Genomic DNA, 18,306 nt, shown 5'->3' with positions numbered 1-18,306 from the left:
GTGACGGACGTTCCCTTCTCGCATCTCCATCTCCACACCCAGTACTCGCTCCTCGATGGCGCGATCAAGCACAACCCACTCTTCGAGCGGGTGAAGGCCCTCGGGCAGAACTCGATTGCCATGACCGATCACGGCAACCTGTTCGGGGCGGTGGAGTTCTACGAGAAAGCCCGCGCCAACGGCATCAAGCCGATCATCGGCTGCGAGGCCTACATCGCTGCGGGCTCGCGATTCGACAAGGAGAAGCGCGAACGGGATGCGAGCGGTTTCGATGCCATCAGCCACCAGCTGCTGCTGGCGATGAACGAGACGGGCTACCACAACCTGATGTTCCTGATCTCCAAGGCCTACTTGGAGGGCTTCTACTACAAGCCGCGGATCGATCTGGACCTGCTGAACAAGCACAGCGAAGGGCTGATCACGACCAGCGGCTGCCTCTCCTCGCTGGTGTGCCGACGGATCCTGGGTGGCGAAGTCGATACCGCGTGGCGCCTCGTCGAAGAAATGTCCGAGACGTTCAAGGACCGTTACTACCTGGAGCTCCAACGCCACGGCATTCCGGATCAGGACCGGGTGAACGCCGAGCTTCTGAAGATGCACTCCGACCTGGGGTTGCCGCTCCTCGCGACCAACGATGCACACTACCTGGAGGAGGAGGACCACGACCATCACGACGCGCTGCTCTGCATCGGTACCGCGTCGAACCTGGACGACACGAAGCGCTTTCGCTTCGACGGCCACGGCTTCTACGTGAAGAGCGGCGCGGAGATGCTCGAGGTCTTTCACGACCATCCCTCGGCCGTCCACAATTCCATGGAGATCGCCGAGCGCTGCAATCTCGAGCTTTCGATGGACACCTATCACATGCCGGAATTCCAGGTTCCGGCGAACATGACCCGCGAGGAAGTGCTCGAGCGCGATGCCTGGCGCGGCCTTCGTACGAGTCTCGGGATGGATCCCGAACAGCCGTTCGAGGGCAGGCATCCGGAATACACGAACCGGCTGGAGTACGAGCTTGGCGTGATCCGGCAGATGGGTTTTGCCGGCTACTTCCTGATCGTGGCGGATTTCATCAGCTACGCGAAACGCAACGGTATTCCGGTGGGGCCGGGGCGGGGCTCCTCTGCAGGCAGTCTGGCCGCCTATAGCCTGGGAATTACCGGTGTCGATCCGATCGAGTACGACATCATCTTCGAGCGTTTCTTGAACCCGGAACGCATCTCGATGCCGGATATCGACGTGGATTTCTGCATGCGCGGACGGGACGAGGTGATCCGCTACGTCGCCAACAAATACGACGAACCGGATCGGGGTGATGATGGCCGGCGGGTCTCCCAGATCATCACCTTCGGAACGCTTCAGGCTCGGGCGGCCATCCGTGATGTGGGCCGCGTGCTCGGGATGCCCTACGGCGATGTCGACCGCATCGCCAAGCTGGTTCCGGAGACCCTCGGCATCAACCTGGACGAGGCCCTCGAGCAGAGCCCCGAGCTTCGCAGCCGCATGGATGCGGACGGGCAGGTGGCCAAGCTCCTGACGACAGCCCGCAAGCTCGAAGGGTTGACCCGCCACGCCTCGACCCATGCCGCCGGCGTCGTGATTGGCACCCAGCCGCTGATCGAGATGGTTCCGCTCTACCGGGATGCCAAGACCGGCGACGTGATGACCCAGTACGACATGCGCTGTGTCGAGAAGGTCGGACTGATCAAGTTCGATTTCCTGGGGCTACGCACGCTCACCATCATCGCCGATGCCGAGAAGCACATCCGGGCCCGAGGCGTCCCGGATTTCTCCATCGATACGATCCCCCTCGATGACGAGGGGAGCTACGACCTGCTCTGCCAGGGCGATACCGAGGGCGTCTTCCAGATGGAATCCTCGGGCATGACCGATCTGGTCATGAAGCTGAAGCCCCGCACGTTCAAGGAAGTGATTCCCCTGATCGCACTCTACCGCCCCGGCCCGTTGGGCTCCGGGATGGTGGATGACTACGTCGATCGAAAGCACGGCATCACGAAGGTCGAGTACCTGGTGCCCGAACTCGAGGAGCTCCTGCGAGAGACCCTCGGCGTGATCGTGTATCAGGATCAGGTGCTCCAGATCGCCAACCAGCTGGGTGGCTACACCCTGGGCGAAGCCGATTTGTTGCGCCGGGCGATGGGCAAGAAGAAGGTCGAGGAGATGGCCAAGCATCGCAACCAGTTCGTGAGCGGTGCCGAGAAGAACGGGATCGATCCGAAGAAAGCGGACGAGCTGTTCACGTTGATGGCGGAATTCGCAGGCTATGGCTTTCCGAAGGCGCACTCGACCGCCTACGCCTACCTCACCTATCAAACCGCCTACCTCAAGGCGAACCACCCACGCGAGTTCCTGGCTTCCGTGCTCTCCATCGAAGCGGGCAACCACGACAAGCTCGCCCGCTACATCGCCCACACGAAAGAACGCAAGATCGAAGTGCTGCCGCCGGACGTCAACGAATCCAAGCGCGATTTCACCCCGGTCGCGGAGGGCATCCGTTTCGGCCTCGCGGGTGTGAAGAATGTCGGCGAGGGCGCCATCGAATCGATCCTGGCGGTACGAGAAGAAGAGGGCCCGTTCCTGGGTCTCTACGATTTCGCCAGGCGCGTGAACGCGCGCAAGGTCAACCGGCGCGTCGCGGAGAGCCTGGTGAAGTGCGGTGCCTTCGATGCGTTCCATCGCAATCGGTCCTCCCTGTGGGCCGGGCTCGATGCTGCGCTCGAAACCGGGGCTGCGGCCCAGCGTGATCGCGAGATCGGCCAGGAGAGCTTGTTCGGCGACGCGACCGACAACGCGATCGCGCCCGCGGAGCTTCCCGAGGCCGCGCAGTGGACGGATCAGGAGCGACTCGGTTACGAGAAGGAGGTGCTGGGCTTCTACGTCACCGGCCATCCCCTCGAAGCGCATCTCCCCGTGCTGGCTCGCTTCACGGATGCCACCGCAACCACGGCCGCCGAATGGGTGAATCGTGACGTGCGCGTCGGCGGCTTGATCACGGGGCTGCGCGAGACCCGCACGCGCCGAGGCCAGACGATGGCCTTCGGAAAGATCGAAGACCTGGAGGGTGGTTTCGAACTGGTGATCTTCGCCGAGCCCTACGCCACCCATCGGGATCTCCTGCGCAGGGCGCTCGAATCCGGCAGCGATGCGACCCAGGCGGCCATCCCTCTCATCGTGTCGGGAAGCCTGGAGAGCGCCGAGCCGCCGAAGCTGCTGCTGCGTGACGTCTTCGAGCTTGCCGAGGCCGAGGAGCGCCTGGCGGCTTGCGTGCACATTCGAATCCTGGCCGATGAAGCGAGCCGCGACCGCTTGAGTGCCCTCGATGACGTGCTGCGCAGCTTCTCCGGCGATTGCAGCGTGTGGGTCCATATGATGATCCCCGGCGAGAGCGAGACCGTGATGGCGATTCCGGAGAGCCGCGGCGTCGAGCCGACCCAGGAGCTGGTCAAGGCGATCGACGGCCTGTTCGGGCGTGCGGTCTCGGAGGTCGGGCTATGAGGCGAGGGCTTTCCTGGGCAATGACCGGGCTGGCCGGAATGCTGGCGGTTGCGGCGCTCGCCGTGACGCCGGCGCGGGTCGTGGTCGAAGGCGTCAGCCCAGCAGGCAAACAGGCGCCGGCCGGGGTTTCGCTTCGCCAGGCCGCCCTTCGCAACGGCCTTGGCGCGGCCGTGGCCCGGCTGGGTCGGGATCTGGTCGAGGCTGATCGCGGTGGCCCGGCCCCTGCGGACCTCGACGTCCTGGGTGCCCTTGGGGGCAAGCCCTCCGACTACATCGTTCGCTACCGGGTCCTGGCCGAGAGCGGAGAACGGGCTGCGCGGGTGCTGACGGATCCCCAGATCTCGCTGGAGTACGCCCTCGAGATCGAGGCCCAGATCGATGTGGATCGGGTGGCCCAGGGGCTGCGGAGCGCTGGCTGGCTCACCACCGTACCGGGCGAGATTCCCTCCCAGGCCCACCGTGTGTTGATCGAAACGAGGGATTGGAGCGCCTACGAGGCCTTCCTGGAGCTTCTTCGCGAGCAGGGCGAAGCACGCCTGGCCGTCCCGGAGCGCTTCGAGGCGGGCCGGGTGCTGCTCCAGGTCGAGGCTCCCGGGCGGCCGCGAGAGCTCATGGACCGGTTGATGGCGGGCCCCCGGGGTGCCCTGCAACTGATTCCGCTTCCGGCCGATGAGGAGGATCTCCATTTCCGCATCGAGCTGCATGCCCCGGCCCGTGGTGCCACGCCCGGCAAAGCCGATGCTCCGGAGAATTGACACGGAAACGGCGAATCGGTACTGATTCCGAGCTGTTAGCTAACCTATAGGCACGTAGCTCAGTGGCTAGAGCGCCGCCTTGACACGGCGGAAGTCGGCGGTTCGACCCCGCCCGTGCCTACCATTCCGTGAGCCTGGACCTTTCGGCCCCCAAGAACTGGGTTTCGAAGCTCCGGGCTTCGAAGACTCCTGAACGAGCGATCGACGATGCAATCCCGTTTCAACCCGCACCTATGAGCGCCCTGGCAGTCGGACTTCCCGACGGTCGAACGCTCTCCGTGCCTGTGGGTTCGACGGTGTTGGACGTCGCCCAGGAGATCGGGGCCGGTCTGGCGCGTGCTGCCCTGGCGGGCCGCATCAAGGGCGAGCTGGTCGATCTTCGCACGCCTCTTCTCGAGGATGTCGATCAGCTCCAGATCGTCACGGCCAAGGATCCCCAGGGCGCGGACGTCATCCGCCACTCGGCCGAGCACGTGATGGCGGATGCCGTGAAGCGGCTCTTTCCCGAGGCCCAGGTGGATGCGGGCCGGGCGGATCACGGCGAGAAGTTCCAATACGATTTCAAGGTCGATGCGCCTTTCAGCCCCGAAGACCTCGAGCGCATCGAGGCCGAGATGCGCAAGATCGTCAAAGAGAAGTGCGCGTTCACGCGGGAAGAAGTGAGCCGCGAAGAGGCCGAGCGGATCTTCCGGGAGTTGGGTGAAGAGCTGAAGCTCTCTCGGCTCGCGGACATCCCTGAGGGCCAGGCGATCACGCTCTTCCGCCATGGCCAGTTCGTCGATCTCTGCCGTGGCCCCCACGTCCAGACGACCAAGCAGATCGGCGCTCTGACCTTGCTCGAGGCCGCCGGCGCCTATTGGCGGGGCGACGAGAGCAATCCGATGCTCCAGCGCATCTACGGAACCGCATTCGCCACGAAGGCCGAGCTTGCGGAACACCTGGAACGGATCGAAGAGGCGAAGAAGCGCGACCATCGGCGCATCGGCGCCCAGCTGGATCTCTTTCATCTCGACCCGCTCTCGCCGGGGACCCCCGTCTACCACCCGAAGGGGATGGTGCTCTACAACGGGTTCGTCGAGTACATGCGTTCGCTCTACCCCAGGTACGGCTATCAGGAGGTGATGACGCCCCAGCTCTACCGGGCGGACGTCTACAAGACCTCGGGCCACTACTACGAATTCCACGACGACATGTTCTGGTTCGAAGGCGACGAGGACGAGGAACTTGGCGTCAAGGCGATGAACTGCCCGGGCCATTGCCGGCTGTTGCAGCATACGAAGCGCTCCTATCGGGACCTGCCGATTCGTTATGCGGAGTTCTCACGCCTGCATCGCAACGAGCGCAGCGGCACCCTGACCGGGCTCTCCCGGGTGCGTTCCATGGCCCAGGACGACGGGCATATCTACTGCGAGCCGGAGCAGGTGCCCGAGGAGCTCGAGCGATTCTTCGAGATGACCCAGGAGGTCTACCGGGATCTCGGCCTCAGCGGTGTGAAGGTTTCCGTCTCGACCCGGCCCGAGAGCTTTCTGGGCGATTCCGCCGATTGGGACGTGGGCGAGCGTGCCCTGATTGATGCGGTGAAGAGCGCTGGCTACGAATGCGGCATCAAGACGGGCGAGGCCGCCTTCTACGCGCCGAAGGTCGAGTTCGATTTCGATGACGTGCTGGGGCGCACCTGGACCCTGGCCACGATCCAGATCGACATGGCGGCCCCGGGGCGCTTCGACCTCCGTTATATCGGCCGGGATGGCCAGGAGCACCAGCCCGCCATGCTCCATCGGGCCGTGCTGGGCTCTCTCGAGCGCTTTCTCGCCATCTACACGGAGCATACGGGCGGGGACTACCCGCTCTGGCTGGCCCCGGTCCAGGTGGCGCTGCTGCCGATCACGGATCGGCATGTGGAGTACGCTCGAAAGATTCGGGATGGTCTCGAGGCCGCAGGGCTGCGTCCGTTCCTGGATGACCGTTCCGAGAAGCTGGGATGGAAGATCCGCGACGCTGAGCTGCAGAAGATTCCCGTGATGGCCGTTGTGGGCGATCAAGAACAAGAGCAGGGCACCGTGACCCCGCGCTTCCGGCGTGACGCCGAGAGGGGCGGGGAGGCGGTGACCGTGGATGCATTCGTTTCGGACCTGACCGAGCAAGTCGCTCGCCGTCAGGTTTGAGAACGGGAGGGTATTCGTATCGCTGAAAAAGACCTTGTCCGAATCAACGAGAGGATTCGCGCGCGCGAAGTCATGTTGATCGGTGCCGACGGGGAGCAACTGGGCGTCTATATGGCCGAGGATGCTCTCGTGAAGGCTGAGGAAGCGGGGTACGACCTGGTCGAGGTCGCTCCCAATGCTCGGCCGCCGGTTTGCCGGATCATGGACTACGGCAAGTACAAATACGAGCAGAAGAAGAAGGCGGCGGTGGCCAAAGCCAAAGGCAAGGGCCGCGCTGCATCCTTGAAGGAAGTGAAGATGCGTCCGAACACGGACGATCACGACCTCGACTTCAAGCTCAAGAATGCGCGGCGGTTCCTGATCGATGGCGACAAGGTCAAGATCACCGTCATGTTCCGCGGCCGGGAGATGGCGCACCGCAAGGTCGGCTTCGCGAAGCTCGACACGGTGCAAGAACTCCTCGGCGATCTCGTGACGGTCGAGAATCCGCCCCAGATGAACGGGCGCTTCCTTTCCATGGTGCTGGTTCCGAACCGGGAGGCGGTCGACGCCGCCCGCAAGGAAATGGAGGCGGCCGAGGCCGCCGCCAAGGAGGAGGAAGGCCAGTCCGAAGCCAGTGCCGAGAAAGCCGGGGCCAAGACCCCGCCCGAGAAGACTGAAACGCCGGAGGCAGAATCGCCGGCTGAAATGACGAAGACGCCGGAGAACCAACCGCCGGCCGGAGAAGCCTGATGCCGAAAATGAAGACCCACCGGGGCGCTGCAAAGCGCATCACGAAGACCGGGACCGGAAAGCTCCGGCACCGGAGGCGCAACAAGCGCCACATCCTGACCAAGATGACCACGAAACGAAAACGCCACCTGCGTGAGGTGGGCGAAATCTCTAGCGCCGACAAGAAGCGCGTGAAGCAGCTGGTTCCGTACCTCTAGGACGGACCGAAACGAGGGAGACGAACCATGCCCCGAGTCAAACGAGGCACCGCCTCGCATGCCCGCCACAAGCGGATCCTGCGGGCTGCCAAGGGTTACCAGGGAACTCGCCACCGGCTGGTCAAGACGGCCCGAGAGGCCGTCGAAAAAGGTTGGAAGTACGGCTACCGCGACCGCAAGGTCAAGAAGCGCGAGTTCCGCTCGTTGTGGATCGCGCGCATCAACGCCGCGGCCCGGCAGAACGACCTCTCCTACAGCCGGCTGATCCACGGGCTCGGCCTGGCCGGTGTCGAGATCGATCGAAAGAACCTGGCCGATCTGGCAATCGCGGATCCGGCGGCCTTCGCCGAACTCGCGAAGCTGGCCAAAGCGCAGGTTGCCTAGGGCCACTCGTTGTCGAGTGCTAGCGAGAACCTGGAGCGTGTCGTGGCCCTCGCCGAGACGGCGATTGCCGAGGCCGCCAGCGTCCAGGCCCTCGCGGAGGTCCGCGCGGGCTTCCTCGGCAAGAAGGGTTCGGTTTCGGCAGTGTTGCGGACGATCGGCGGGCTCTCCGGAGAGGAGCGTGCAGCCGTAGGCCAGGCTGCGAACCAGGCCAAGGAGTGCATCGAGGCCCTGGCCGTTGCCCGCAAGCGAGCGCTCGAGAGCGCCGATCGGGATCGTGAGATCGCCGAGTACAAGCTCGACGTCACACTTCCCGGCTACGCGCCGCCGCGGGGGCACCTGCACCCGACCAGCCAGATCGAGCGGGAGATGTGCGCCTTCTTTGCCGAGCTCGGCTACGGCATCGAAGACGGGCCCGAGGTCGAGACCGATTGGAACAACTTCGGCGGCCTGAATTTCCCCGAGGATCATCCCGCTCGGGATCTGCAGGACACCTTCTTCGTGCCCGGCGGAAACGTGCTGCGGACCCATACCTCGAACGTCCAGATCCGAGCGATGACCGGCCGGCAGCCTCCCTTCAGGTTCATCTCCCCGGGGCGCGTGTACCGGCACGATCTCGACGGCACCCACTACCCGATGTTCCACCAGATCGAGGCGGTCTGTGTCGACGAGCATGTGACCTTCGCCGATCTGAAGGGCACGCTGTTCGCATTCGCCCGTCACCTGTTCGGCGAGAGCACGGAGATGCGCTTTCGCGCACACTTCTTTCCGTTCACCGAGCCCTCGGCCGAGATCGACATCGGCTGGGGAGGGCGTTGGCTCGAGTGGGGCGGCTGCGGAATGATCCATCCCCAGGTGCTGCTCAACTGTGGCATCGACCCCGAGCGCTACCAGGGCTTCGCCTTCGGCATGGGCATCGATCGCACGGCCATGATCCGCTGGGACATCCCGAACATCCAGCTCTTCTTCGACGGTGACGTGCGCACCGGCGAGCAGTTCTAGTGAGGGTCCCGCTCGGCTGGCTCTCGGAATGGATCGACCTACCCGATCGCACGACGCTCGAAGAGCGGCTGACCGTCGGCGGACTCGAGATCGAAGAAGTGATCGAGACAGGGCCTGATCTCTCGGCAATCCGCGTCGGGCAGGTGCTGGAGCGCCAGGCGCATCCGGATGCGGATCGGCTCTCGGTCTGTCGTGTCGACCTGGGTGACGGCGAGCCGCTCGACATCGTGTGCGGTGCGCCCAACGTGGCGGCCGGCCAAAGGGTGGCTGTGGCCACCCATGGTGTGGTGCTTCCCGGTGGACTCAAGATCAAGCGCTCGAAGATCCGCGGCGTGAAATCCCACGGCATGATCTGCTCGGAGGTCGAATTGGGGCTCGGCGAGGGCAGCGACGGCATCCTCGTGCTGGATCCCGAGTCTCCTCTCGGTGCAGCGCTCAGCGCTGTTCTTCCCAGCGGCGAGACCGTCCTGGATGTCGAGATCACCCCGAACCGGGGCGATTGGGTCTCGATGCTCGGCATGGCGCGCGAGGTGCAGACCCATTTCGGCGGCGATCTGAAGCTGCCGCCCTGCGAGCCAGCAGAATCCGAGCGGGATGCTGCTTCCGAGATCTCCATCCAGATCGACGATCGGGGCGGCTGCCATCGTTATGTAGGTCGCGTCATCCGCGGTGTGGAGGTCGGCCCCTCTCCCGAGTGGTTGCAACAAAGGCTCGAAGCTGCCGGGCTGCGCTCCGTCAACAACGTAGTCGACGTGACGAATCTGGTGATGCTCGAGTTCGGCCAGCCGCTGCATGCCTTCGATCTGGACAAGTTGCGCGGCGGCGTGGTGACGGTCCGAGCCGCAAAGGACGGAGAGAAGATCCTCACCCTGGATGGGGAGGATCGGGAACTCCGTCGGGAAGATCTGGTGATCGCGGACGAGCAGGGCGCCATCGCCATCGCCGGTGTGATGGGTGGCGCGGAGAGTGAGGTGGACGACACCTCGACGAACCTGCTGCTGGAGAGCGCCCACTTTGATCCCTCCCGCGTACGACGCACGGCAAAGCGCCTGGCCTTGCGCAGCGATGCCTCCTACCGCTTCGAACGAGGCGTCGACCCGGAAGGCCAGGACCGCGCTGCGGACCGTGCGGCCCGCTTGATCCAGGATCTCGCCGGCGGTGAGGTCTCCCGCGGGCGAGCGTTTGCGACGGGCGACCCGGGCCCCGCCACGGAGACGATCGAACTCGATCCCGCACGGGTCAACCGCCTGCTCGGAACGACTCTCGATGCCGACGAGGTGGCAGCCCTCCTGGCCCGGGTGGACATCCCCTCCGAGGCCGACGGGGAACGGCTTCGCTGTCACCCGCCGAGCTGGCGGAACGACCTCCACCTGACAGTGGACCTGGTCGAAGAGGTCGCCCGCGTATTCGGCTACGACTGCATCGAGCCGACCCTGCAGACGGCTCCCCTTCGCAGTGTGGAGCTGGCCCCGCGTCGCCGTATCCGGGAATCCGTGCGCACGGCGCTCGTAGGAGCAGGGCTCACGGAGATCATGACCTTCTCCGGCTGCCCGCCCGAGGACGACGACGCCCTGCGCCTGCAGGCCGACGACCCGCGGCGAAACCACGTTCCGCTGCTGAATCCGATCCAAGCCGGGGATTCGGTGCTGCGAACCCACCTCCTGCCTTCCGTTTTGCGCGCGGTCCGCGGCAACCGCTCCCGTCAGGTCGATCGGATCGCGGTCTTCGAGGTGAGCCGGGTGTTCCACGGTGGCACCGATCGCCCCGAAGCGTGGCAGGAGCGTGAGCCGCTCCAGGCCGTCGCTGCCATTTCTGAGAGCGGTGCGGAGGATCTCTGGCGTGCAGACGGCGTTCCGCCGTTCTTTCGGGCGAAGGGGTTCGGCGAGCGGATGCTCGCCGAACTGGGCCAGACCCCGGAGTTCCGGGCCGGTTCGGAGGAACCATTTCTCCATCCGGGCGGCGCGGGCGAGTTCTTCGTGCGGGGCCAGCGCGTCGCATGCGTTGGCGAGCTGCATCCCGAGACGGCAGCCCGCTTCGAGCTCGACGCACCGACCGCCGTATTGGTGGTCGATCTGGATGCCCTGGACCGTTTGGGGGGAGAAACACCTCGCTACAAGGAGGTCTCCCGGCATCCGAGGATCCGGCGGGACCTGGCACTGCTGGTGGATGCGGGAACCCCTGCCGGAGAGCTGCTCCAGGCGGTGCGCAAGAAGGCCGGCGCCTCGCTCCAATCGGTGCATCTCTTCGATCGCTACGAGGGCCGCGGTGTACCCGAGGGCAAGCTGAGCCTGGCCTTTCGGATGATTTTTCAGCGAACCGATCGAACGCTGACCGATACGGAGGTGGCTGAAGCCACTGAAAAAGTCGTGCAGATTCTCGCCAAGCGCTTCGGGGCAGAGCTCCGGTAGGCTTGGCGCAGGGAAGGGGGAAGGCGTGACCAAGGCAGACATCGTCGAGCACATCTACGAGAGGGTGGGTTTCTCCAAGAAGGAATCCGCGGAGCTGGTCGAGAAGGTCTTCGACATCATCAAGGAGACCCTCTCCGAAGGTGAGAAAGTGAAGATCTCCGGCTTCGGGAACTTCGTGGTGCGCCAGAAGAACGCCCGCAAGGGCCGGAACCCGCAAACGGGCGAGGAGATTCGTCTCGCAGCCCGTCGCGTGCTCACCTTCAAGCCGAGCCTCGTGCTGAAAACCGTCTTGAACGAGGAGGATACTTCGGCATCTTCCGAGGTCGGCGGTGAACGCTAGCGATCGCGTCTGGCCGAGCCGTCGCAAGCGTTCGGCTCGCATCGTTCGAGAGGGAAGGGGGGCAACGTGGCGGCACGCAAGAAGCGTGGAGCGAAATCCGGCGACTCGGAGAAGAGCGACTCGGCCGGGAAGCTCTATTACCGGATCGGTGAGGTCAGTCGGATCACGGACGTGAAGCCCTATGTGCTTCGCTACTGGGAATCCGAATTCCGTTGGATGGCGCCGGCGAAATCCCGCTCGAAGCAGCGCCTGTATCGCCAGCGCGACATCGAGATCATCCAACTGATCAAGCGACTCCTCTACGAAGAGCGCTTCACGATTGCCGGTGCCCGGAAGAAGCTGCGCGAACTCGGCGTAGGTCGTGCGCTGGATGCACCCCAGCTCGAGATGGCGTTGGAGAGCGATCCGCGTGCGCAGCTGAAGAGCATCCGCGACGAGCTGCAGGAGATTCGTGGCCTGCTCTAGTAGGAGAGCCACCCGCTCGCCATGAGCAGCGATCCTTCCGAACCGATCGGAGCCGATCCGTTTGGCTCCACGACCGCGGCCGAAGGCTACGTCGTCCGCCCGGCGTGCGAACGCGCCCTGGATGAGCTGCTTGCCGCCGTGCGTCGCGAGGCCCCGTGCATTGCGCTGGTCGGCCCGAACGGGATCGGCAAGACCCAGCTGATGCGGGTGTTGGCCGAGCGGCTCGCGGAGGAGACCGAACTTCTCCTTCTACCCTATGCCGCTCTCGAGTTTCCGGATCTCTGCCACTGGGCGCTGGGATTGCTAGGCGAAGACCAGGGCCCGTTCTCGGATCCGGGCGGCGCACTCCTCGAAGCGGCCGCTCGGCGCGCCTCGGCAGGCCGGCGCTTGATCCTGGCCCTCGACGATGCCAGCGGGCTGCCCATCGAGACCGCTCGGGAATTGTCGGCTCTCGTGCGCCAGGCCCCGGGTGAACTGCAGCTGCTGGTGATTCCGGTGGACGACCCGCGCGCCGGCCGCGTCCTCGCCGCGCTGGGCTCCGACGTGGCGCTCGTGCGATTCAACACGCCGATGTCGGCCGAAGAGAGCGCCGCGTACATTCGCGAGCGCCTGCGGGCGAGTGGAGTCGGCCCTGCCATCCAGGATCGCTTCACCGAGCAGGTACTGGCCTGGCTTCACCGGGAGTCCGGAGGCCTGCCCCGCGAGCTGCATATCCTGGCCGTGCAATTCCTTCGCGATCGCCCCGAAGCCGACCGCGACCGTTTCTCCCGGCGCGAGCAGTGGCTGGAAATCGATTCGCCGGAGGACGAGCCGGAAACGGAACCGGCGGCCGAGGCCGAGCTACTCGAAGCGGAGGATGAAGAGCCGCCGAAGCCCGAGTCGCCCGAAACACAGCCGCCAAGGGAGCCTCCGCGCGCGGCTCCTCACATTCCTCTCCCGCCGCCGTCAGACGAGCGGGGCTGGCTACGAAGTCACCTGCTGCTCGTTTCGGGCCTCGGGTTGATGGCGTTGGGAATCTTCTTCGCCCTGCGCACCGACGTACCCACGGAAACGCCGGCCGCTTCGATCGATGTTCCCGTCGGCCAAGAGAGCGTGGCCGAGCCGGCCGTTGAACAAGTCGCAGAGCCCGTGATGGAGGAGGAAGTTCAGGAACCATCGGCCAAGCAACCGTCCGACCTCGCCACCGAGCCACAGATGGAGGGCACAGAGGAACTCGTTGACGTCTTGGAGACTGCACCGGAGCCGGCTCCAGAGATCGAAACGCCCGATGAACCCGCCCCCCCCGCGCCCAGTGATGATCTGACGCCGCCGTCGTCCACAGCGGAAGCGCCCGCACCCGCTGAAGCGGTCGAGCCGTCCCCGCCTGTCGCCGTTGAAGAAGCCACGGACACTCCTCCCATCTCTCCCGAGCCGCTCCCCGAAGCCACTCCGGAGGCCGAGGAAATCGCAGCCCCCGAGCCCGAACCTCCGGCGCCCGCACCGGAAGAGCCGCCCAGCGAGCCCGCCACCAACACCGCTTCAGAGCCCTCGCCCACGCCATCGCCACCCGAGCCCGCGGCAAGGCCACCCAGCGCGCCGAGGCCTCTGCCCGTGGCCGCAACGGGGCCGCCCGTGACCATTCGGGTCGAAGCCAATCCGCCCGCACGCGTCCTGGTCGACGGCCGGGACCTGGGCCAGACACCCGTCGCAGAGGTCACCCTGGCCTCCGGCCGCCACCGCTTCGAGGTGATCTTCCCCGACGGCACCATCCTGCTGAGAGAAAAGCTGATCGACGATCGCCGCCCGGAGATTCGCTTCAACAAGCTCCCGAGGCCCTGAGACGCCGTCATCCGGATGCTGGTCGACAGGAGGAGGGCTGCGGGCTAATCCTCCTCCGGTCGGGCCGTAGCGCAGCTTGGTAGCGCGCCTGAATGGGGTTCAGGAGGTCGGGAGTTCGAATCTCCCCGGCCCGACCAGTACTTACGCGATTCTCACCTTCCCCAGGTGTGCCGGTGGTGTGCCAAACTTTGGCGAAGGAACCCCTTGTCACGCTTGACCTCGGCAACGAGGTCGTCCGCAGCTTCCCTTCAGCCGAATCCCTGCGGAAGTGGGTCGATGAGCTCTGGGAGGCTTGGAGCTGGGTGCAGCCGGTCGCGGGCTCCGACGGCAACCTCGGCCCCCTAAGAGATCCGTTCAATCGCCTGCTCACAGCCAAGGGCATTCTTGACGCACACGCCGAAGAAGAAATCCAGCCCGCCGAGCTTGGCCAGGTTCGAGACCACCTGAACCACGCCCTGCAGGACACCAAGAGAAGGCTACTTCTCGAGGACACATACGGGCAGGCGGTCCTCAGTGTACGCGGGGAAGATACCACCGACCATCAGGCTGCATGGCTGCTCTTCTTTCTTATCCACTCCTCTCAAACCCCAGCACCGAACCAGGCCAACCAACTCGTGGCCTACTCAATGTTCAATGCACTTCGTTTCGCGCCCACCGAGAATGAAGGCATCGCTGCGGTCGTCGCCCTCCGCAATGCCCTGGCCGACTGGAATCGAGAGCGTACGGAGGGGCACGAATCGCTCAAGGAATTGCGCGGAGAGTTCCGAGGTCTGGTGAGCGCATTCGAAGAGAGCAACACCGCCCAAGCACGCGAACACGTCGAGATGCGAAAGTTCGCGGAAGCGCGGCTTGAGGAAATGGAGGATCAGTTCAAGCGGCGGATGTCGCTTGAAGGGCCGATCTCCTACTGGGACGAGAAGGCGAAGACACACAGGAAGAGAACCTGGTGGTTCGTCATCTGCACCGCTACGGCCAGCGTTCTTGCGGCATCGATGGTCTTCTTTGCAGCTAAGTGGCTTTTCATCGGGGATGCCCCCAAGGCGGTTCGTCCGTCTGGGGACGTTCACCAATGGGGGCTGTTGATGTTCCTCGCTTCCATAGCCCTTTCGGTCTGGATCGTGAGGGTCTTCCATCGAATGCTGATGAGCAACGTGCACTTAAGGTCGGACGCTGAGGAGCGAGTCACGATGATCACTACCTACTTGGCCCTTGCGGAAGACGAAGGGCTCGGCGTCCGTGACCGCCTTGACTTCATGTTGGCGAGCATCTTCCGGCCCACGACCACTGGAGTTGTCAAAGAAGAGGGTCCAGCTGGATCGGTGGTCGGCGAAATGCTCCAGCTCACCCGCAGGAGCCGCCCATCCTGACCTGGAGGGCGGGGCCAACCCTCAGTTGAGCCGATCCGCGATCCGCCGCGCTGCGCGATCCAGCCGGTCCGGGCTCGTGTGCTGATATGTGTCTTGCGCCGTGCGGACCGTCGAGTGGCCCATCAGGTCCCGTACTACGACCGGATCCGCCCCGGCTTCGAGCGCCGCCGTCGCGAAGCCATGCCGGAGGTCGTAGATCCGGAACGGCCGCGTCTCGGGATCAATCTTCGCCGCGATCAGTGCCGGCTTGAAGTGCCTCGCCCGAAGGTTGTCGAGGTCAAGCGGCCTGCCATCGATATCGTGGAAGACCAGGCCCTCGGCCGGTCGGCCTCGCTCCATCCAGAGCTCACGAAGCTTCTGGCGGAGTTCTGCTGCGAGCGGAACCTGCCGGAGGCGGGTAGGCCGCTTCGCGCCATCGATCAACACGCGCTTCTTGCAGTCGAGAGTTCGGGCCACTCGCAGCGCTCCGGCGTCTAGGTCGAGATGTTCCCAACCGAGCGCCAGGGCCTCGCCAGGCCCGAGCCCGGTCAGCATCATCAGGAGCCACAGAACCTCGTGTGGGGTTCCAGCGATCGCCTCTCGGAATGCGGCCCGCTCCTTGGCGTCGAGAGGCTTGATCTCCAGGCGCTTGCCTGCCGGGATCTCAACGCCGAGGCAAGGGTTTGCGGCTAGACCCATCGTGGGATCCTTGAGGGCTGTTTTCATCACCCGAGAGAGCGCCGCCACGGTCAGGCGAGCGGTTCGATGGTGGCCGGCCTTCACGAGCGGCGTCACGACGAGTGCCTCGATCGCAGATACGTGGATCCCATCCAAGCGCGCCGTCCCAAGAGCCGGAATGACGTAGCGGTCAAGGCTCTTGCGGTAGTTACGCCGCGTACGGTCTCGGAGCTTCCCGCGTTCCTTCTCCTGCTTCTCCCAGGTCTTCACATAGTCGGCGAGCCGCGGAATCGACGAAGGGGAGGGCGCTATCAACCCGCGGTCCTGCCGGCCGAGGGCCGCGCGAAGTTGCTTCTGGGCAGCCTTCTTCGTGCCGTGGACCGTCTTCGATCCGTACTTCCGTTTGCCCTTGGCGTCGCGTCCGATGAACCAGCGAACCAGGTACTTGCGATCGCCGCGTTGGATGATTTGGCCGGGCATGTCGCCCTCCTTCTAGGGAATCACCGTCATCTTCGGGTCGCGTGGTCGCACCATCCACACGGCCCCCTCTTTGGTCTGGATCTCGCTGCCGATACTCGTCTTAGGAGCGAACCACGGCTCCGGGTATTCGCCTCGGCTGTGAGACGAGATCCACTTCTGCTCGTAGCCGTCCGCCTCGAATCGCTTTCGCATTGCAATCACTTCGGGCGGAGCATGGTTGAAGCTCCCAGTGATAATCAGGGGATCGGGCGGAGGGACGATCCCGGCAGGCCCCTCCCCTAGCCCGGCTGCACGGGCATTGAGATGCTCCAGCTCGCCGACGAGCACCTGGAGGCGCTCGCGGGCCTCGGACGAAGCGCCGTGATCGCTACGCGCGATCGGTGTGTAGTGTTGGATCAGTGCCGCCAGAGCTGATAGCCGCGAGTAGAGCTCCTGGGCTCGAGCAGTCCTCGCAGCCTCCTCACGGGCACGTCGCAGCTCCTTGCGCTGCTCGCGAAGCTCCTGTGACTGCAGGAGGACCGCCGCTACGACGCCCGTGAAGGCAAGACCGGAAAACAGGGCGTTGAGAGCGCCGAAGGTGTCTCCAAACTGACCGGACGCCTCGAAATTCCCGAGGACGGCGGTAACAAGAGCGGCCGCCGCCCAGAACACGAAGACGAGGACCGCCGCCAAGACGATCCACTTGGTACCCGAGAACTTCACCTCGTCTTTGTCACTCATGCCACCTCCCCCCTCGGCCGTCGCAGCAGCCCTGCAAGTTCCGCGGCGCACTCCGCCGGGCGATTGAACACCTCCGACCCTGTGAACCGCACCGTCCTCATCCCTTCAAGCAGCATCGCTCGGTCTCGCTGCTGGTCGCGTGCCGCCTGGAGCTGAGTTCTCTCGTGGAACTCGTGACCATCCACCTCCACCACGGTGGGGCACCAGCAAACGGCGTGGCTCGTGGGGCCATCACAGGTCAGGTAGACGAAGAAGTCGGCCCGGAACATTCGCCCGGCTGTCACGAGTTCGCGCTGCGGCTCGACCACCAGCCTCCAGAGACAATCGGGTCCCGGGTGCATCGCCGTCATTGCCCGCCCGTCGCTCGTGATCTTCCCGGCCCACTTGTCCCACATCGCGACGAGAAGCATCTCCTCGACCGGAGACTCACAGCGGGCCAGGAGCTGCCGGAGTTCGGTGGACCGCGCCTGGAGCGCACCCGTGAGAAGGCGCTCGGCAGCATCGCAAAGCGGCGATAGCTGCGGCGCGGCCGTCACGCGGTTTCCTCGGAATGGCCGCTCGACAAGAACTCCGCCTCCCCGCAGATCTCGCGCTTCACCGCTTCGTCGCAGGATTTGCATGCGGTGAAGAACGGCTGGAACAGGCGCCGCTCCACGATCTCTCCGAGGCGTTCGCAGAACTTCCACCAGGTCACCCCTTCATCGAGTGAGACGCGATCGCACCACGCGCAGATGGGCAGGTCGCCGGGCCGGTACTCGGCAACGGCATCGCAGCTACGCATCGTCCCGGACCTCCTCGGTCTGCTCCACGTCGGTATGCCGTCGGCTGGCATGGAACGCAGCCGACGCGGCCTCCGAATTGCGCCTCGCCGCCGCCGTCAGGTTGCGCTCCAGCTCTCGGCCGAGCTCGCTGCGAGCTCCGTCGCCGGGCTCTGAGAGCTCCCGCTCCACGATGAGCCGAGAGAGCCATGCGAGCTTGTCCTTGCGACCGCAGTTTCCTCCATCGTCTCGCTTTAGGCGCAGCGGCACGCCGAGGGCCCCTGCCTTGCCTGCCCCTTCCAGGAACTCGGCCATGTCGAAGAGCAGCTGCGCGGTGGCTTCGCGGCTCTCGGAGCAGGCGCACAGATCCGAGTATTCCCGGCTCTTGTCACGCAGCCACTCGAATACCTTGTTGGCGATCACGAGAAACCGTAGAAATCTGATCATCTAGCCGTGGTCGCGCGCGAGTGCTGGTTTCTCGTCAGAACGGCGAATCGGTGTCGGTCGGATCGGTGTCGAGTTCGCGATCGAGAGCCGCGAGGTAG

17 protein-coding genes and 2 tRNA genes are annotated in these 18,306 nt (G+C 64.8%); 14 read left to right on the top strand and 5 right to left on the bottom strand.

The genetic code is table 11. From position 1 onward, the window contains the following. The 14 genes from dnaE to GY937_22470 all read left to right on the top strand — a co-directional run bounded on the left by dnaE (position 1) and on the right by GY937_22470 (position 15,146). Positions 1-3,516: a DNA polymerase III subunit alpha gene (dnaE, locus tag GY937_22535; protein ID MCP5059490.1), complete on the top strand. Its 3,516-nt coding sequence runs from the start codon at positions 1-3 to the stop codon at positions 3,514-3,516. Continuing rightward, positions 3,513-4,271 (top strand): hypothetical protein, encoded by a 759-nt coding sequence (locus GY937_22530; protein ID MCP5059489.1) that lies wholly within the window; start codon positions 3,513-3,515, stop codon positions 4,269-4,271. The genes dnaE and GY937_22530 overlap by 4 nt, the downstream gene beginning before the upstream one ends. A gap of 48 nt (positions 4,272-4,319) precedes the next feature. Next, positions 4,320-4,395, top strand: a tRNA-Val gene (locus tag GY937_22525). A 109-nt stretch (positions 4,396-4,504) separates the two neighbouring features. Further along, the gene (gene thrS / locus GY937_22520; GenBank protein ID MCP5059488.1) at positions 4,505-6,436 is read left to right on the top strand and encodes a threonine--tRNA ligase; all 1,932 of its coding nucleotides are present in this window, start codon (positions 4,505-4,507) and stop codon (positions 6,434-6,436) included. 72 nt (positions 6,437-6,508) lie between these two features. Then, a complete protein-coding gene (gene infC, locus GY937_22515) occupies positions 6,509-7,168 on the top strand; it encodes a translation initiation factor IF-3 (protein MCP5059487.1) in 660 nt (219 codons plus the stop codon). After that, entirely contained in the window at positions 7,168-7,365 is a 198-nt protein-coding gene (rpmI, locus tag GY937_22510) for a 50S ribosomal protein L35 (GenBank protein ID MCP5059486.1), read from the top strand. Before infC ends, rpmI begins: the two co-directional genes overlap by 1 nt. Positions 7,366-7,392: 27 nt before the next feature. Then, the gene (gene rplT, locus GY937_22505; GenBank protein ID MCP5059485.1) at positions 7,393-7,749 is read left to right on the top strand and encodes a 50S ribosomal protein L20; all 357 of its coding nucleotides are present in this window, start codon (positions 7,393-7,395) and stop codon (positions 7,747-7,749) included. Positions 7,750-7,758: 9 nt separating this feature from the next. After that, positions 7,759-8,748, top strand: coding sequence for a phenylalanine--tRNA ligase subunit alpha (gene pheS / locus GY937_22500; protein MCP5059484.1), 990 nt, complete (start codon positions 7,759-7,761; stop codon positions 8,746-8,748). After that, positions 8,748-11,156 carry a phenylalanine--tRNA ligase subunit beta gene (locus GY937_22495; GenBank protein MCP5059483.1) on the top strand — a complete coding sequence of 803 codons (2,409 nt, stop codon included), beginning with the start codon at positions 8,748-8,750 and terminating at the stop codon, positions 11,154-11,156. The genes pheS and GY937_22495 overlap by 1 nt, the downstream gene beginning before the upstream one ends. A gap of 25 nt (positions 11,157-11,181) precedes the next feature. Then, positions 11,182-11,496, top strand: coding sequence for an integration host factor subunit alpha (locus tag GY937_22490; GenBank protein MCP5059482.1), 315 nt, complete (start codon positions 11,182-11,184; stop codon positions 11,494-11,496). Between the two features lie 66 nt (positions 11,497-11,562). Then, complete coding sequence (locus tag GY937_22485; protein ID MCP5059481.1) at positions 11,563-11,961, top strand: MerR family transcriptional regulator; 399 nt, start codon at positions 11,563-11,565, stop codon at positions 11,959-11,961. Positions 11,962-11,982: 21 nt separating this feature from the next. Next, positions 11,983-13,779 (top strand): AAA family ATPase, encoded by a 1,797-nt coding sequence (locus GY937_22480; protein MCP5059480.1) that lies wholly within the window; start codon positions 11,983-11,985, stop codon positions 13,777-13,779. Between the two features lie 60 nt (positions 13,780-13,839). Further along, positions 13,840-13,916 (top strand) — tRNA-Pro (locus GY937_22475). Positions 13,917-13,967: 51 nt separating this feature from the next. Beyond that, positions 13,968-15,146 (top strand): hypothetical protein, encoded by a 1,179-nt coding sequence (locus tag GY937_22470; protein MCP5059479.1) that lies wholly within the window; start codon positions 13,968-13,970, stop codon positions 15,144-15,146. 21 nt (positions 15,147-15,167) lie between these two features. Here GY937_22470 and GY937_22465 read toward each other — a convergent pair whose 3' ends face one another. Genes GY937_22465 through GY937_22445 form a run of 5 tightly spaced genes read right to left on the bottom strand, consistent with a single transcriptional unit; the run spans position 15,168 to position 18,208 of the window. Further along, positions 15,168-16,283: a site-specific integrase gene (locus GY937_22465; protein MCP5059478.1), complete on the bottom strand. Its 1,116-nt coding sequence runs from the start codon at positions 16,281-16,283 to the stop codon at positions 15,168-15,170. A 12-nt stretch (positions 16,284-16,295) separates the two neighbouring features. Next, entirely contained in the window at positions 16,296-17,003 is a 708-nt protein-coding gene (locus GY937_22460; protein ID MCP5059477.1) for a hypothetical protein, read from the bottom strand. Continuing rightward, complete coding sequence (locus GY937_22455; GenBank protein ID MCP5059476.1) at positions 17,000-17,539, bottom strand: hypothetical protein; 540 nt, start codon at positions 17,537-17,539, stop codon at positions 17,000-17,002. Before GY937_22455 ends, GY937_22460 begins: the two co-directional genes overlap by 4 nt. After that, positions 17,536-17,784: a hypothetical protein gene (locus GY937_22450; GenBank protein ID MCP5059475.1), complete on the bottom strand. Its 249-nt coding sequence runs from the start codon at positions 17,782-17,784 to the stop codon at positions 17,536-17,538. Before GY937_22450 ends, GY937_22455 begins: the two co-directional genes overlap by 4 nt. Beyond that, positions 17,777-18,208: a hypothetical protein gene (locus GY937_22445; GenBank protein ID MCP5059474.1), complete on the bottom strand. Its 432-nt coding sequence runs from the start codon at positions 18,206-18,208 to the stop codon at positions 17,777-17,779. The genes GY937_22450 and GY937_22445 overlap by 8 nt, the downstream gene beginning before the upstream one ends. Positions 18,209-18,306 lie beyond the last annotated feature (98 nt).

It is taken from the genome of bacterium, from assembly GCA_024228115.1.
Lineage (GTDB): Bacteria > Myxococcota_A > UBA9160 > UBA9160 > UBA6930.
The sequence above is the reverse complement of the archived record's forward strand: the minus strand, read 5'-3'. Positions and strand labels throughout refer to the sequence as shown.